Origin of the sequence: Chitinophaga flava, assembly GCF_003308995.1 — a bacterium.
GTDB classification, from domain to species: domain Bacteria; phylum Bacteroidota; class Bacteroidia; order Chitinophagales; family Chitinophagaceae; genus Chitinophaga; species Chitinophaga flava.
This window is the reverse complement of record NZ_QFFJ01000001.1, coordinates 2,488,234-2,503,388: the sequence shown is the minus strand read 5'-3', so window position 1 is coordinate 2,503,388 and position 15,155 is coordinate 2,488,234. Positions and strand designations below refer to the sequence as shown.

At 43.3% G+C, this 15,155-nt stretch carries 13 protein-coding genes and 1 tRNA gene; 8 read left to right on the top strand and 6 right to left on the bottom strand.

The window, feature by feature from the left end; genetic code table 11:
- Window positions 1–44: 44 nt before the first annotated feature.
- Both DF182_RS09970 and DF182_RS09965 read right to left on the bottom strand, forming a co-directional pair.
- Window positions 45–2,435, bottom strand: a complete 2,391-nt coding sequence (locus DF182_RS09970) for an ABC transporter permease (RefSeq protein ID WP_113615481.1) — start codon at window positions 2,433–2,435, stop codon at window positions 45–47.
- Between the two features lie 157 nt (window positions 2,436–2,592).
- A complete protein-coding gene (locus tag DF182_RS09965) occupies window positions 2,593–2,922 on the bottom strand; it encodes a hypothetical protein (RefSeq protein WP_113615480.1) in 330 nt (109 codons plus the stop codon).
- 233 nt (window positions 2,923–3,155) lie between these two features.
- On the opposite strand from DF182_RS09965, the gene DF182_RS09960 reads away from it, so the two are divergent.
- From DF182_RS09960 to DF182_RS09945, 4 genes are all read left to right on the top strand, one after another.
- Complete coding sequence (locus tag DF182_RS09960) at window positions 3,156–5,012, top strand: M3 family metallopeptidase (protein WP_161964110.1); 1,857 nt, start codon at window positions 3,156–3,158, stop codon at window positions 5,010–5,012.
- 24 nt (window positions 5,013–5,036) lie between these two features.
- On the top strand, window positions 5,037–5,870 hold the full coding sequence (locus tag DF182_RS09955) for a helix-turn-helix domain-containing protein (RefSeq protein ID WP_211327089.1): 834 nt from the start codon (window positions 5,037–5,039) through the stop codon (window positions 5,868–5,870).
- 70 nt (window positions 5,871–5,940) lie between these two features.
- Complete coding sequence (locus tag DF182_RS09950; protein ID WP_113615478.1) at window positions 5,941–6,432, top strand: anthrone oxygenase family protein; 492 nt, start codon at window positions 5,941–5,943, stop codon at window positions 6,430–6,432.
- A gap of 83 nt (window positions 6,433–6,515) precedes the next feature.
- Window positions 6,516–6,590, top strand: a tRNA-Pro gene (locus tag DF182_RS09945).
- Window positions 6,591–6,796: 206 nt separating this feature from the next.
- Here DF182_RS09945 and DF182_RS32290 read toward each other — a convergent pair.
- Window positions 6,797–6,949: a hypothetical protein gene (locus DF182_RS32290; protein WP_153259998.1), complete on the bottom strand. Its 153-nt coding sequence runs from the start codon at window positions 6,947–6,949 to the stop codon at window positions 6,797–6,799.
- 136 nt (window positions 6,950–7,085) lie between these two features.
- Between DF182_RS32290 and DF182_RS09940 the strand changes: the two genes are divergently transcribed.
- The 3 genes from DF182_RS09940 (at window position 7,086) to DF182_RS09930 (ending at window position 9,511) form a co-directional block, all read left to right on the top strand.
- On the top strand, window positions 7,086–8,216 hold the full coding sequence (locus DF182_RS09940; RefSeq protein ID WP_161964109.1) for an acyltransferase family protein: 1,131 nt from the start codon (window positions 7,086–7,088) through the stop codon (window positions 8,214–8,216).
- Between the two features lie 112 nt (window positions 8,217–8,328).
- Complete coding sequence (locus DF182_RS09935; protein ID WP_211327088.1) at window positions 8,329–9,033, top strand: class I SAM-dependent methyltransferase; 705 nt, start codon at window positions 8,329–8,331, stop codon at window positions 9,031–9,033.
- Between the two features lie 178 nt (window positions 9,034–9,211).
- Entirely contained in the window at window positions 9,212–9,511 is a 300-nt protein-coding gene (locus tag DF182_RS09930; RefSeq protein WP_113615476.1) for a putative quinol monooxygenase, read from the top strand.
- A 431-nt stretch (window positions 9,512–9,942) separates the two neighbouring features.
- Here the strand turns inward: DF182_RS09930 and DF182_RS09925 are convergent, their stop codons facing one another.
- The gene (locus DF182_RS09925; RefSeq protein WP_147243399.1) at window positions 9,943–10,815 is read right to left on the bottom strand and encodes a hypothetical protein; all 873 of its coding nucleotides are present in this window, start codon (window positions 10,813–10,815) and stop codon (window positions 9,943–9,945) included.
- 202 nt (window positions 10,816–11,017) lie between these two features.
- Entirely contained in the window at window positions 11,018–11,572 is a 555-nt protein-coding gene (locus DF182_RS09920; protein ID WP_113615474.1) for a LemA family protein, read from the bottom strand.
- Between the two features lie 427 nt (window positions 11,573–11,999).
- Here DF182_RS09920 and DF182_RS09915 point away from each other — a divergent pair, with 427 nt between their 5' ends.
- Window positions 12,000–12,749 (top strand): LytR/AlgR family response regulator transcription factor, encoded by a 750-nt coding sequence (locus tag DF182_RS09915; protein ID WP_113615473.1) that lies wholly within the window; start codon window positions 12,000–12,002, stop codon window positions 12,747–12,749.
- Here the strand turns inward: DF182_RS09915 and DF182_RS09910 are convergent.
- On the bottom strand, window positions 12,746–15,049 hold the full coding sequence (locus DF182_RS09910; RefSeq protein ID WP_113615472.1) for a tetratricopeptide repeat-containing sensor histidine kinase: 2,304 nt from the start codon (window positions 15,047–15,049) through the stop codon (window positions 12,746–12,748). The genes DF182_RS09915 and DF182_RS09910 overlap by 4 nt on opposite strands.
- Window positions 15,050–15,155 lie beyond the last annotated feature (106 nt).

The following is a 15,155-nucleotide window of genomic DNA, read 5'->3' as shown; positions in this document are numbered from 1 at the left end:
GTAGTACTTCTAACATACCTGCGTTCGCATTTTAACGCAATTTTTTATTCACCTCTCAGGCTTTTCACCAGATTGATGTTAATCGTCTTAATAGCCTGAAAACTAATAGTTCCCAATGCAATCAGCACAGCAATCATGCCGGATAATACAAATATCCACCAGCTGATGCCTGTTTTATAGGCAAACTGCTGTAACCAGACATGCATGGCCCACCAGGCTATCGGAGCCGCTATCAGGAAGGCGATGGCTACCAGCGACAGAAAACCGGATGACAGCAAACCAAACAAGGACGCTGCACTGGCCCCCATCACCTTACGGATGCTGATTTCTTTGGCCCGTTGTTCCGCTGTGAATACAGACAGTCCCAGTAGCCCCAGACAGGAAATAAAGATCGCCAGCACTGCAAAGATCACCGACAGCCGGCCGGTCACCTGCTCACTTTTATACAGCCGGGTATATTCTTCATCTGCAAACTGATAGCTGAAAGGGAATCTGGGATTCAGCTTACGGCATAGCTGTTCCAGACCGGCCAGCACCTGCCGGGCTTTACCTGGTTGTATCCTCACCAGAAAAGTCCCTGCCTGGAAGGTGCCGAATACGCCGGAGGCATTGCTGTTGTCCAGCCGTAATACAAGTGGCTCTATCGTATTATGCAACGATTGGTAATTAAAGTCTTTTACCACGCCGATGATATGTCCGCGTTTACCCCAAAAGGTGAGTGGTTTGCCGACAGGGTCTTTGTAACCGATTTTTTTCGCAGCGGTTTCATTCACAATATAGCCCACAGAATCAGTGGCAAATTCTCTGGAGAAATCGCGCCCCTGCGCCATCTGAAGATGCATAGTGGAAATATAATCATAACCTACTGTAGAATGGGTGAAGTAAGATTTGGTAGTAGGGTTTCTGCCTTCCCAGTCAATACCGCTGGTACGGCTGTCCAGGCTGGTAGGATTGCCCAGCATGCGGGTAACGGCCACCACACCAGGGGTGTTGAGCGCTTCCTGTCTGAACACATCTTTCTGATTGCTCAGCTCTCCATCTATCGGTATATACACCAGATTTACCCGGTCATATCCCAGGTTGGAGTCCTGGATATAGCTGATCTGTCTTGAAATTAATATCGTGGAGATGATGAGGATAATGGACAGTACGAACTGAAAAGTTACCAGTCCCTTTCTGAACCAGCTGCTGCCGGCCTTTTGTGACAGGGTACCTTTCAGTACTTTAATGGGGCTGAAGCCTGACAGGAACAGCGCTGGGTAGCTGCCGGAGATGATACCGGTGAATAATGTCAGCAAAGCGAGGGCGCCCCAGAACAGCGGCAGATGAATAGGCAGGGACATCTGTTTGCCGGTGAGGGTATTGAACCCCGGCATCACGAGCAATACCACCAATACTGCTAGGAAAGCCGCGCAAACGGCTGTCAGCACGGCTTCTCCGATGAACTGGCGCACCAGTTGTCCGCGAACGGCTCCCAGTACTTTACGTACGCCTATCTCTTTCAGCCTTTTGGAAGAACGGGCAGTTGTCAGGTTCATAAAGTTGATGCAGGCGATCAGGAGGATAAACACTGCCACCAGGCTGAATAATTTTATATAGGTGATGCGGCCTCCACTGATTTGTCCGTTTTCAAAGCGGCCATGAAGATATCTTTCATCATAACGTTGCAGGCCCAGTTCACTATGGAAGGCTGCGCTGTGCCGGTTGTAATCCTGTAGAAAGTTGGTGATTTTCTGTTCCAGCTTTGCAACGTCGGCGCCGGGACGCAGCATGATAATTGTCTCTGGTCCGTTATTGCCCCAGTCGGTGATCCAGTCGTTTTCCTGTTTCATGGCTTCCCAGTTGAGCAGGAAGTCAAACCGCTGTGAAACATTGGCTGGCAGGTCTTCAAACACGGCGCTGATGGTAAAGTCGCGGTGGTTATCATACCGGATAGTCTGATGAATAGCCTTTGCCGCGCTGCCAAAGAAAGCCACGGCCATCCTGCGGGAGATAGCAATGTTTTCGGGAGCTGACAAAGCTTCCTGTACACTACCTTCCACCAATGGATAGCTGAACATCTCAAAAAAGTCAGTGCCGGCTGCACGACCTTCTTCTTTCAATATTTTATCTCCTGCGGCAAAAGAGTTGGTACTGGACCATCCCATGCCGGACGCTTTTTCTACCTCCGGCATAGAACGTTTCAGCTCTTCTGCCAGCAAGCCAGGGGTGGCATAGCCGGCATCAATGAGGCCCTCATGAAACATTTTTTCGTATACACTATACAACCGGGGCCCGTTGGCATGAAAAGCATCTACCTTTTTTTCGTCCTGTACCCATAAGAGGATCAACAGGCTGCAAGCCATGCCCAAAGCTAATCCCGCAATATTAATGACAGAAAAGGCCTTGTGTTTCCACAGGTTTCTGATCGCGATCCTGAAATGACTGTTAAGCATTCCTTTTAGTTTTGGTCATTGGGGCCACTAGGATAGTGCCATTTTAATTGTATTATGACTGTCAGGTAGTTATGAAAGTTCAAAAATCGTGTGACGTCCGGTTTTGATACAGCCGGTTGTCCGGTTTTGCATAGATACAAATTGTTTGTGGTAAATACTAAACTCTTATAGTGGCGATGACTGCTGCCAGCAATGTTAATATTACCATCCAGTAGTATGCCTGCCGGGTGAAGGGTTTATCTGCAAAACGGATATTCATTACCGTTATTACCCCAAAAATCCCCAGTTTGGGTACTACCTTGTAGTAATTGATAGCCGGGTATTTCAGGGCTACCAGGGCGATGCCTGTGAGTAGAATGGCGATGCCCAGGAACAGTCCTTTTTTATCCCGGGGGGCTTCTATGTTGGTCCACAAGGAGGCAAGGATAAACAGGTAACCGGCAAAGGCCATAAAATGTGTCAGCAGTAACAGGTTGAAAAGCAACATGGGAAAAGGTTTTAGGTAGTTTGATTTATAGGACAAAACTAAAACCGGAAAAAAAACTGTTCATTCACCTGAGTTAATAAATCGAAAAGAGGGAGAAAGTTTTTGCTGTAGATACTTTTGACAACCTGTATAACGTTTATGATATCATCGGATCAACGGGATGTTATCTTGTTCCAGTATAATTTCCCTTTTCAACAGAACGCTATTATATTTATCCTGTCAAACAAATGCTTATGAGAAAAGGAGCGTATGCCAGCTTCCTCTGTTTTTTTGTAGCGATTGTCACCCCTGCTGCTGCACAGCAAAAAGAATCCTTTACTGACTTTCATGTTGATTTCACTCGTTTCTTCCCCTCTCTGTCTGAAGAGCAGGCGTCCAGGCAACGGTTAATGGACAGTGTGAAGACCTTTCAGACAGATACGGTCTGGAACCGGAATAATCTGATAGCCCGGCTGGACAGATCGGAACAGCTGCAGGTTTCTTTACAGCGACATTATCTGTATCGCAAACTGGCGGCCTGGGGAAACATAAAAGACAGCGCAGCCAAGGCAGATATGAACCAGCTAAGCAGCAGTATCGGCGTGCTGGAGACCTTTGTCAACAATGCATTGCAGCGGCCGGCGGTAATAGCAGCAGCTGCTTCGGTACAAGACCAGACTGCCCTGAAAAAATATGATTATCGTTTACGACAAGCCCGGGAAAAAGCAGTCCACACACCTGCTGTACGGGACCAGGAACTGATTGATAAGCTGGTAGATCCGGTGCTGGATGGACTGATAGACCGGTATGACCGCCTGATGGACAAGGTAAAAGGAGAGCCTGTTATCACGCCGTCCGGCGATACGCTGGAACCAGTCAGCAAAAGATCCGTGTTGCTGAAACATCCGGATGCGGCGGTAAGGGCCGCCGGAGCCCGTGCCTACAGCCGTGCTTACGCCCAACATGGGGAGCTGCTGGCCGCCACCCTGATTGATATTGTCAGACATGGCAACAACCTGGCTGGTGTGTACAACTATGTCAATGCTCCGCAAAAGGCCTATGCTGGCCGTTTACAGCTGACAGATACCAGTGTGAAGGCTTTGCTGGATGAAATGATGAAACATGCAGCGGTAGTGAAAGACTATCAACGTTTGCAGGCGGCACAGCTCATGAAACAGAAAGGGCTCACCTCTGTGCATAGTTGGGACCTGTCTTTACCTACCGGATGGAACCCGCCAGCACAGTCATTTGCCAGTACACGCCGTACTATACTGAAAGCGTTGTCTCCCCTGGGAAAAGAGTATGTGTCTCACTACAGCTGGCTGCTCGATCCGCAGCAGGGAGCCCTGGACCTCTCCGGAGGTCCCAACCGTCAGACAGAATTTACTTCGCTGGGTTATCCGGGTGTACCCGTCTCGGTGTATATGAAAGAATATGACGGCAGCCTGAAGGCTGCACTGGTACTGATTCACGAAGGAGGGCATGCTATCCATCGCAAACTTATGGGCGAAGGGGTGACTGTTCCTTCGTATAGTCGTGGTCCCAATTTCCTATTCGAATCATTTGCCATGCTCAACCAACTACTGTTGCTGGATGAACTGATTCAACAAGCTGCCACCAGGGAGGAAAAAATTTTTTATACCAAACGGCTGACCGACTATCTGGCGTTTGAGTTATTTACTTCCGCCGTGGAAGGTACCTTTGAAGAACAGTTGTACGAAGGCGTGGCTGCCGGTAAAATCAATAACCAGCAGGATATCGATAGTCTGTATACGGGCATTGCTTCTGCCTACAGCATTTATACGGCCAATGAGCCGGAAAGTAGTACAGAATGGATCAATAAACGACTACTCTTTGATGATCCGTTGTATAATGTCAATTACCTGTATGCGGTGCTGGTAGCATGTAAGTTGCTGGATATGTCACATCAGGATGCCCGCTTCGCGGAGAAATACGTAGCGATGTTGCGGCATGGATTCGATGCACCAGCCAACGAGCTGCTGCAGCATTATATGGGATTTTCGCTGGACCATGGCCATCTGTTGAATGGTGCACTCCGGCTGATGCAGGATAAAACACAGGCGCTACGCGGATATTATGACCAGCAATAATTATTGCCCTTTTTATGTATTTTTATGAAGATGATAACCGCGGATAACCATATCAGGTACGAGCTTATTCCGGCACCTGCTTACCTGCAGGCTTATATTCGTTATTTCTGGACACTGGAGGGCAATGATCCCCAGGCACTGGCCAAGGCCTTTGGGTCTTTGGTAGATGGTTGTCCGGGGCTGATTTTCCAGCATCCGGATGCCGGCACTTTTGTTCGGGAAAACAAGGAGCTGCCGGAAATTTTCCTGTATGGACAAACCACCCGGAATGTAGAGATCGCATCGTTGGGCCCGCTGAAGGCTACCGGCGTTATCTTTCACCCCAATGGGCTGAAGTCGGTGTTTGGTATGAATGCCGGCGAGCTCACCAACGACTGTGTGGATCTGGGACTATTGCCCGGAAAAAAAACATTGCCGGAACAGCTGGCCACAGCCGGTTCTGCCACCAACCGGATAGAAGTTTTATCTGCCTATCTCCATAATAAAATCACCCAAAACAAAGTGACAGGAGACAGTATTGTGGAATATGCCGTGTCACAAATCATGGGCTCCAATGGCAGCACTTCTCTCAAAGATCTGCAGGACAAACTACAGCTCACAGAGCGTACTTTTGAACGGCGCTTCAAGGAGTATGTGGGTATCTCCCCAAAATTATTTTCCAGAATCTGTCAGTACCAGGCTTCCCTGCACCAGCTGAAAAGCAACGACTACAATAAACTCTCAGATATTGCCTTTGAAAACGATTATGCCGATCAATCTCATTTTATCCGCTCCTTTAAAGAATTCACCGGCTGCTCTCCCTATCAGTTCCAGAAGCTGCTGGATGAAACAGGTGAAGAAATATTGCTTATAAAATAATCCAGTGTCGGTTTTATTCAATTTTTAGTGTGCCCGCAGCTATAGCTTTGGGGTATAAATTATTTTCCAGATGAACACAAGACAGATCATAATGATCACCGCTACTTTAACCGCTGCCCTGGTGGCAGGGTTGTTTTTTGGCTTTGCAGTATCCATCAATCCGGCTTTCACCCGCCTACCCGATGCGCAGTATATTACCGCGATGCAGGCTATCAACGATGTGATCGTTAATCCGTTGTTTATGAGTGCTTTCCTGGGAGCTGCGATACTGTTGCCGGTAGCGGCTATTCAACAGCAGGGACGCAGAAAAGGGCTGCTGTGGCTGTCTGCCATCCTTTACATTGTAGGTGTGTTTGGTATCACTTCCGCAGCTAATGTGCCGATGAACGATGCGTTGGCAAAGGTACAGGTGGCCGGAGCTTCCGCACAGCAGCTGGCAGACGCCCGTAATACTTTTGCCGGACCCTGGAACGGCTGGCATAACGTCCGCACCATCATTTCTGTGGTTGCTACCATACTGGCGATTATGGCCTGCCTGCAAAAAGAAGAAAGTAAAAAATAGTTTTTTTTGCGGAAGAATTTGGTTTTGTAAAATTTATACATACATTTGCATCCCGATTCGCCGATAAGGCGTTGCTGTCGGAACGGGGCGTAGCGTAGCCCGGTTATCGCGCCTGCTTTGGGAGCAGGAGGTCGCAAGTTCGAATCTTGCCGCCCCGACAGAACTGAACAGGATGGTATTTATACCATCCTGTTCTTTTTTATCCCCACCTGTAATGCTGTTCTGGCTTACAATTGGCACAAATACTTCATTTACATTTGTAGTTAGAAATGTGCCTTTTTCGTGATTATAGCTCACCCCTTCGGGAAACGGCAGTTTTTGTACTTCTTCTTTCACTGGAGTTGCAATCCCATATCGCCGGAGTTTAGCCGAAAGTATCATAGCCCAACTGAAGTATTGTATCTTCTTCCAGCCCTTCTATTTTCTTCTCAATACCTGCCAGGTTGTCTTTAAGGGTTAGGTGCTCTTTAAGGGCATTTTTATGGTGTTTATCGAACGCATGGTTTATATGGTACAATACAGGAGCCAACTAAATGTGTAGAAATGGATGTATCGGGTTGGTGTTGCAACATTTCAACCCCTGATCTGCAACAAATGGATACCTTTTTGATCCCAGGGTCAAAGTAGATTTGGGGCTTAATCAAGTAATGATAATGACAAGGTATTATAAGCCAGAACTGGATGTCCTTCGTTTTTGCGCATTTCTTTTTGTGTTTTTTACGCATAGATTGGATCTTGCGCCTATCGATCCGGCAGAATATTATTGGGGCTATCATCTTAGCCTGGTTGGTGTTTTCGGGGTTCCGCTTTTCTTTTTTCTTAGTGCGTTTTTAATTACAGAATTGCTTACTAAGGAGCAGGCGTTATTGGGGACAATTAGCGTTAAATCATTTTATATACGACGAATACTACGTATTTGGCCGTTGTATTTCACTTTCTTTTTTGGAATGGTGATGGTTACACAGTTTTCACATAAGTTTGGACAAATTTCTTCCGGGACACAGCTTGCATTTAGTTTTTTTTCCGGCAACTGGTATATTACATTTAAGGGATGGCTTGGGTCTTATCCTATTAATCCGCTTTGGAGTGTTTCTGTCGAGGAACAACTATACATTTTGCTTCCTCTGGTTATTTTTTTTACAGGCAAACGGGGGTTGCTCATTTTTTCCTATCTGGCACTGTTCGTAGCGTATGCAGCTGTCATTTATTATGCGCAAAGGCCCACGAAAGAATTTAGCGGCGAATGGACAAATAGCTTTGTGCAATTTCAATTTTTTGCAGCAGGTATCCTTTGCTCCCTTTACCTGAAGGGGATGCAGCCTAAATGGCCTGTCATGGCGCGAATTGCAATGTTCATTGCGGGTGTAGCCTGTTGGTTAATTGCATCGATTGTTTGTGAAGTCCATGCGGACTCTCCGCATCTTTCAACAATATGGCAGGCAATTAGTGGTTGGGGCCTGATTCTTACAGGGGTAATACTTTTCTTTTTGTCTTTGTATGGCGTCGAAGAAAAGTTTATGCCGCGGGCTTTGGCCTACCTCGGTCGTATATCTTATGGAATGTATGTTTTCCATATAACGATGTTCTGGTTTGTTTATCAAATATATAAGAAGGAACTGGATGCTTTCAGTAAATTGATTGGTGCGTATGAGTGGCGAAATGATGTAGGTTTTATAATTGCGTTCGTTGTAACTGTAATTATTGCCATGTTGTCATACCACTTTTTTGAGAAACCATTCTTGCGGCTTAAAAGAAAGTTTACATTAATTCTATCAAGAGATTAACTGTTGGCTGTCACAATGAAACATTTCTTTATTTCGTTAGTAGAATGGTTAAATATCAGTTTCGATTTAAAGATACGTAACTTCATATCTCATCCTAAAACCCTATGCATATATGGCCCCCCAACAAAAAATAAATTACGGCATTGACGCTCCTAATGTAATCAGGAATCTTTTTGTTATTGGCGTAATCCTTGTCGCGATACCATCTTTCTTTCCTTATGTTTATGTTACCTGGATGTACTTTCCCGGCATCATCTTTATACTGGAAACGGTGCTGATGCTCGTTTATTCATTGTATGGCAAATTTGCACACAGGGATCGCATGCTGAACAAGATCAGCTGGAAAGGCGATGAGCAGGTGCTGGATATAGGTACCGGTAAAGGGTTGCTGATGATCGGCGCCGCTAAAAGACTGACTACAGGAAAATCCACCGGCATCGACATCTGGAATGCGGAAGACCTTACCGGTAACAATCAACATAATGCATTAAAGAACGCCGCTATCGAAGGCGTTGCCGACAAGATCGAAATTAAGAATGAAAACGTTATGAAAATGGACTTTGCCGACAACTCTTTCGATGTGATCCTCTCCAATCTTTGCCTGCACAATATCTACAATAAAGAAGGCAGAAGTGCCGCCTGCAAAGAGATCGGCCGGGTACTGAAACCAGGTGGCACCGCCATAATCTCTGATTTCAGGCATGGCAAAGAATATAAACATAATTTTGAAGCTTTGGGCCTGCAAACAACCGCTTACACACCCAATTACTTCAGCACCTTTCCTCCATTGAGGATATTGGTGATCAAAAAGTTGTGATCAATTGAACATCGGTTCATCTACAAACACCTAGCCTGCTCCCCTTTGCCCTATAAATCTATCAATCCTCATTATGCTTTGCGTCTGAACTGTCGAACAATTTTGAAGACTATTTGTTCTATTGATTCACCCTGGTGAAAATCAGTTTCAAATATTCATTCCTTAAAAAAACTATTCTATGGTGAATTGTGGATTATTAGTTAAACTAAATGCCAAACCGGGAAAAGAAGACGAACTAGCTGCTTTTCTGAGAGGTGGACTTGCGATCGTTTCAGGAGAACCAGCTACCATTAGTTGGTATGCTATTCAAATGGCGCCTTCTGCTTTTGGGATTTTCGATACTTTCAGTGACGATGCCGGCAGACAGGCACATTTGGCAGGCCAGTTAGCTGCAGCATTGATGGCAAAAGCACCCGATTTACTGGCTGAACCTCCTTCTATTGAAAGAATAGATGTACTGGCTGTTAAGCAATCTTAAAATAGCTAAAGGTTGCAGATTTTAAAAAGGCAACACTGAAATCTTTCATCTTAATTATTGGGAGGAGGTCTTCTCTCTAAACAGCTACTCATTGTTCTTTCCAAAAGCTATCAGTCTTTTCCCAATCGGCTGAAAAATAGTTCGAAATTTGTCGCGTTCCCCGACAGGAAAACAAGAACCCGCTCTATGAGCGGTTTTTTTTGTGTTTAATATTTTCATCCTCTTTTAAATCCGGTCGTCACCGCTTCGGTTTTCATGAGGCCTTTCTGTTGTAAAATTGAGGATTTATCTGAAGGCCAGGTCATTGCAAATAAGAAGGCCTATAAGCTGAACTTACAGGCCTTCCTCGAAATTTCCCCAACTGGAATTCAATCAACACAGGATCAATTACTATAGCTGTTGGAAATTTTCATTTGTAATAGCAAGCAACATTAGTCAGCTTTTCTGAAGCTATATTTGAGATTCCAGGCGTCTCCGTCTCCATCAGTGAATTTCTGTGTCAGCAGGAAGCCGGTTTCAGTATTATACGTGCTAGTAGCCTCGAAAGTATTGCTGCTTGTGTTACCGTTTGAATTGGAGGAATAGATCCATTTAGCTAAATTTCCGGTACCAAGAGATACTTCAAGGAACTCGTCAAAAGTTACCATATAGAAATACAGGAACGGATTCTTCTCAAATGCATATTGGAATCCATTTGGCTTATTGTCGTAGAAATAATTATAGGTATATACATAAGTATTTTTATTGCTGCCATCCATGTTGCAGCTACCATTGACAGTACTTTTGTTGGTCAGGTTGCCACCAGATACAGTATACTCAGTATAATCTACATATTTAAACCTTTCGCTGGTAATAGTATCTTTGCTTCCCATTAAGACAGCCTGATTATTCTTCATGGTATATTCGACAGACGATTTGAAAGAATTTCCAGTAGCCCATGAGATCATCGTGATTTTATCATTATTATATACCACACTGTCGATGTATTGTACATTGTTCCTTTGAATATCTACATACTCAACTTTTTTGCATCTACCATCAGCACCATACACAAAATTGTACCGGTAGTCATAGGTGCCATTACCTGTTGGTTCAGTATACACACTCTGGATAATGTTATTCTTAAAAACAAAGCTATCAGTAACCTGTCCGGATACATTGTCTGTAACTGTCAGCGGCAGATAATGCTGAACGGACGGAGAGGGAGGAGGAGGGGTATTATCATCTTTTTTGCTGCAACTGGTCATTGCAAGTGCAAGCATTGCTGCGCCGGCAGCCATTTTTAACATCATTCTTTTTTTCATAAGTATTAAGTAATTATTAATAGCGAGCATAATCAGCATATCACACTGAAGTGATCTGGTATTGGGTATTGCATTACATTCCAGGATTGCCGGATTGATGGTATTAGGTTTATAGGTATGGGACAATTGTTCCTGGATAGAATAACAGATGTTGGTTACTCACAGGTTAAACACAATTAATAGCGTTGTTATATCACTACAGCTAATTGTAAGACAGACTTTGTGGTTTTATATTCAGAAATTCCCCTCTGACTTCAAAAATTGCTTTTGTTTTGTACCCCAATAATTCGGCAAGTAAGTTTCCCGGGAAAGAAATGATGGCATTGTTATAGTCCATTACTACATTATTATAAACCTTCCCGGAGGCAGAAAGGCGGTCCTCAATATCTGTCCACTTTTTCTGCAGTTGAAGAAAATTATCGCTGGACTTGAGATCGGGGTACTTTTTTACTGCCTCCATAATTTGTTTTAATGTGCCAGTTATTTTGTTATTAAGTTCTATTTTTTCAATTTCACCAATATTATAGGAAAGTGCATTCGCATGCATTCTCGTCAATTTGATCAGCGCATCACATTCGTAATACATGTAAGATTTTACTGTATCTATCAAGTCAGGGATTAAATCGTAGCGTTCTTGCAGAGAAGTATTTATGCTTTTTGTCGCGTTATCCACCTCATTTTTTCTTTGAACAAGTTTATTGCAAAAATAAATTGCAGGTGTTGCTATCAACCCGGCTGCAATCAATCTGATGTCCATATTTTAATTCCTTATTGTTTGGTAATCATTTTACTTTACCGACCAAATTTTTCAGAGTATGGTATTCTATTTAACCATAGTGTCTTAATAAGATATTTTCTTTGCCAGGGTATACAAAACAGTATTGATTTTACAGGATACGGGGTAGTGAATTACGAATCAATGCAGGTATTGATTCTTTGTTTCCCGAACTCTCCATCTGACTGCCAATGACATCAAAAATGTTTTATTATCTCAAAAGTGGAAAAAAAAGGAATTAAAAAATCATCCAGTAGATAACCCTATACGAATAATCTATCAAACGCATCAACCAGTATAGGAAAATATTGGTATTTCATTGTCAATTAGAATTTGCTTTATTATTTCATAACCAACGAAATGGCCATAGCTTTATATATTTGCTAATAATTAATGTATTTTGAACGCCATGAAGTATAATTGCCTGGTTATAGAGGATAATATAATAGAGAGAGATCTTTTAGAAATGTATCTCGACAAAATCAATATCCTTGAAATTAAAGCTATCTGTAAACATGCTGCTGAAGCATTTAAAATACTATCCACTACCAAGATTGATATTATATTTTCAGATATAGACATGCCCGACATTTCAGGTATTGAGCTATTGAAGGGGCTTAAAAACCCACCTCTTTTCATCTTCATCACCTCTCATATGGAACATGCTGCTGAGAGTTTTGAACTCGACGTAATGGATTTCATCGCTAAGCCAGTTAGCATGGAACGACTCATGAAATCGGTTCATAAAGCGATAGAACATCTCGATCTCAGAAAAAAGGTCCGGTCTTTAGCATCGGAACAGAAAAGTGATCAGGATTTTTTCTTCATCAAAGACAGCAAGGGATATGCACGTATCAACTACGAGGAAGTCATTTATATTGAGAGCTTTGGGGATTTTTCCAAACTACATACTTTCGATGGACATACCTATACTGCATTAATCAATCTTAAAAATCTTACACTTCAGTTACCAGGTTTCTTTGTCCGGGTTCACAAACAGTACCTTATCAATTTCAACAAAATTATGAGTGTGAACACCCACGAAATTATTTTGGAAAGTGGTGCAAATATACCACTCAGTCCTTCCTATCGCGAGGAGTTACTCCGATTGATCAATGACCGAACCCTCAACAGGATAGCGAAAAAATCCGGCATTTAGTTCTTGCAAACAGACGCCTTTAGTTCTTTTGGAGCAGGGACTTTAGACGGCATCGACAGCATAAAAACAGTCCCTTGTTTATTATTGGGTGAAGCGGTTAATTCGGCATTCATCATCATTGCAAATGTTTTACACAATGTGAGTCCAAGACCTGTGCCTTTTTCACTATTTGTACCTGCTGTACTACGGCCAAGTTCAATACTGTTGTGCTCATTGAACCGTTGCAACTGCTTTTCTCCCAGACCAACACCTGTATCGGCTATATAAAGCCTGACCAGTTGGAAGTCGTGTTGAATCTTAACATCGATATATCCTCCTTCCGGGGTGAATTTTATGGCATTGTTCAACAAATTTCTAACGATCAAAGTTACCATATTCATATCACCAAACACCTTAGCTTCGTTATCCTGAGAGAAAGATATGTGAAGCTGCTTATGAGATGCATCCCCTTCTGCTGCAGTCACCAGCTCCTGCACCAGATTACTAATCTCCAGTATTTTTAAATCCGGTTTAAAACCTTGCATTTGACTATACGCCCAACTTAGCAGGTTTTCCATCATGGAGGAGGTATGTCCTAATGTTTGCCTTAAACTGAGCGTATATGCTCTTAACTTTTCCTCACCAGGATTCCCATGTTCCAATAGTTTTGTAAAGGATATTAGGGAATTCACCGGTGCGCGCATATCATGGCTTACCATTCCTAAAATCCGATCTTTGACTTTTCCTAACTCTTCCAGCTCAGCCTTTTGTATTAAAACCAGGTGATTTAATTGTTGCGTTTTGCGGTGTGCCCGGTAAACCAGTAACGCTGCACCCAACAATCCCAATACCAATAATCCTAAAAATATAGCGAGGTTTCTATTTAGTCTGGCCTTGGTTTCCTGCTTTAGGATCTTTTCGTCCCGATACTTTCTGTCCAAACTGGCGTTTAGGCGTTGCCGTTCCAGTTCACTTTCCTTTTGCAACTTTTCCTTTTCCAAAATTGCCTGTTTTTGTAAGAAGGCCAATTTTTCGATTCGTATTTCCTTTTCCTTCAACTCCAGCTCTTGCTTTCTTTCTCTTGCCTCCAGGGTTCTTTTTTGAAGAGCAAGACTCATCACATGCTGCCTGCTCTTATAATCATTTTCTTTGACCAAAAAATCCAGTTGCAAGCGTTTACGGGTTATTTCCCGTTCTTTTTCCTCATTAAAAATCTGATCGCGAAAACGAATGTAGGCTTTAAAATATTCAAATGCTTTTGTGAATTGTTGCTGTTTTTCGGCCAGTTTGCTCTGTGCAAGATTGGCATCTCTTTGTAAGGCAGGAAAGTGATTCTCCTCTCCAATATTCAGTGCTTCTGTTACCAAAGGAGTGGCCTCATGATACTGTGCATGTTCGATATAAAAGTCAGCCAGGGCTAACAGATCCAGTGCAAACGCTTTTTTATTATATAAATGCTTATTGGATGCTATCGCCTTCTGAAATGCCTCCAGGGCTTGTTCAGAAGATCCATTTACACTCAATATCTTCGCACGTGTACGGTAAATGTTACCGAAAAGAGAATAATCGTGGAGCTGATTAGCAAAGCCCAGGGAAAGATCCAGGAAGTTAAGTGCCATCTGATACTTTTCTATCTTACTCATTCCCAGCTCCTTCTCATCGGCGAGGAAATAATTGGCCCCCATATCTGCATAACTAAGCGCTAAGCCATAATCGCTCCCTTTAAATTGTTTAAAGACCTGTACTGCCTGTTCTAAATAAGTAATGGCAGTTTTATGCTGTCCGAGGCCTTTATAAGCATCGGCAATATTAACATAACATCCTGCGGCATCTAATTTATTATCGATTTCATTATAAACGGAAACGGCTTTCAGGTTAGCGTTTAGTGCCTTATCGTAGTCTGGCCAACTGGCATACATGGCGCCCAGGTTATAATAGATATCTCCGTACAACCGTTTATCACCAGTTTCCTGGGATTTCCTTATCCCTTTGTTATAGATATCTTCCGCCTGAATATAATTTCCGTGACTTTGATAATAAAATCCCAGGGAATAGTAGGCACGACCAATAAATGATGGCAGCTTTAATTTTTCGGCAAGCTTAATTGTCCTGTCTACATAGATCTCGGCCTTATCGATCTCACCAAGCTTGCCATAACTCTTATAGATCTTTACGTAACGTTCCAGCTTGTTTTTGTCTTCCGTCGGGGATTGGTTATCAGCAAGAAGCAGGCTGTCTAGTGTCAGTTTAATTTGCTGCTGGGCAAATCCTGTTTGAAATACAATAAGTAAGAATATAAGGTGATAGCAACGCAACTTCATGTTCGGCCGGGATTAAAAATGTGGCACAAGATACGAATCAGGGCCATAAAACCCGACAGATTAAAAAGAACTCCTGGTATTGGCCGGGAGTTCTCTTTGTTTATAT

What these genes read in the sequence shown, in the direction of transcription:
- DF182_RS09970 (WP_113615481.1), bottom strand. Translation starts at nt 2,435, where the DNA reads ATGCTTAACAGTCATTTCAGGATCGCGATCAGAAACCTGTGGAAACAC.
- DF182_RS09925 (WP_147243399.1), bottom strand. Translation starts at nt 10,815, where the DNA reads ATGAAAAAAAGAATGATGTTAAAAATGGCTGCCGGCGCAGCAATGCTT.
- DF182_RS09915 (WP_113615473.1), top strand. Translation starts at nt 12,000, where the DNA reads ATGAAGTATAATTGCCTGGTTATAGAGGATAATATAATAGAGAGAGAT.
- DF182_RS09950 (WP_113615478.1), top strand. Translation starts at nt 5,941, where the DNA reads ATGAACACAAGACAGATCATAATGATCACCGCTACTTTAACCGCTGCC.
- DF182_RS09960 (WP_161964110.1), top strand. Translation starts at nt 3,156, where the DNA reads ATGAGAAAAGGAGCGTATGCCAGCTTCCTCTGTTTTTTTGTAGCGATT.
- DF182_RS09955 (WP_211327089.1), top strand. Translation starts at nt 5,037, where the DNA reads ATGAAGATGATAACCGCGGATAACCATATCAGGTACGAGCTTATTCCG.
- DF182_RS09935 (WP_211327088.1), top strand. Translation starts at nt 8,329, where the DNA reads ATGGCCCCCCAACAAAAAATAAATTACGGCATTGACGCTCCTAATGTA.
- DF182_RS09910 (WP_113615472.1), bottom strand. Translation starts at nt 15,049, where the DNA reads ATGAAGTTGCGTTGCTATCACCTTATATTCTTACTTATTGTATTTCAA.
- DF182_RS09930 (WP_113615476.1), top strand. Translation starts at nt 9,212, where the DNA reads ATGGTGAATTGTGGATTATTAGTTAAACTAAATGCCAAACCGGGAAAA.
- DF182_RS09920 (WP_113615474.1), bottom strand. Translation starts at nt 11,572, where the DNA reads ATGGACATCAGATTGATTGCAGCCGGGTTGATAGCAACACCTGCAATT.
- DF182_RS09965 (WP_113615480.1), bottom strand. Translation starts at nt 2,922, where the DNA reads ATGTTGCTTTTCAACCTGTTACTGCTGACACATTTTATGGCCTTTGCC.
- DF182_RS09940 (WP_161964109.1), top strand. Translation starts at nt 7,086, where the DNA reads ATGACAAGGTATTATAAGCCAGAACTGGATGTCCTTCGTTTTTGCGCA.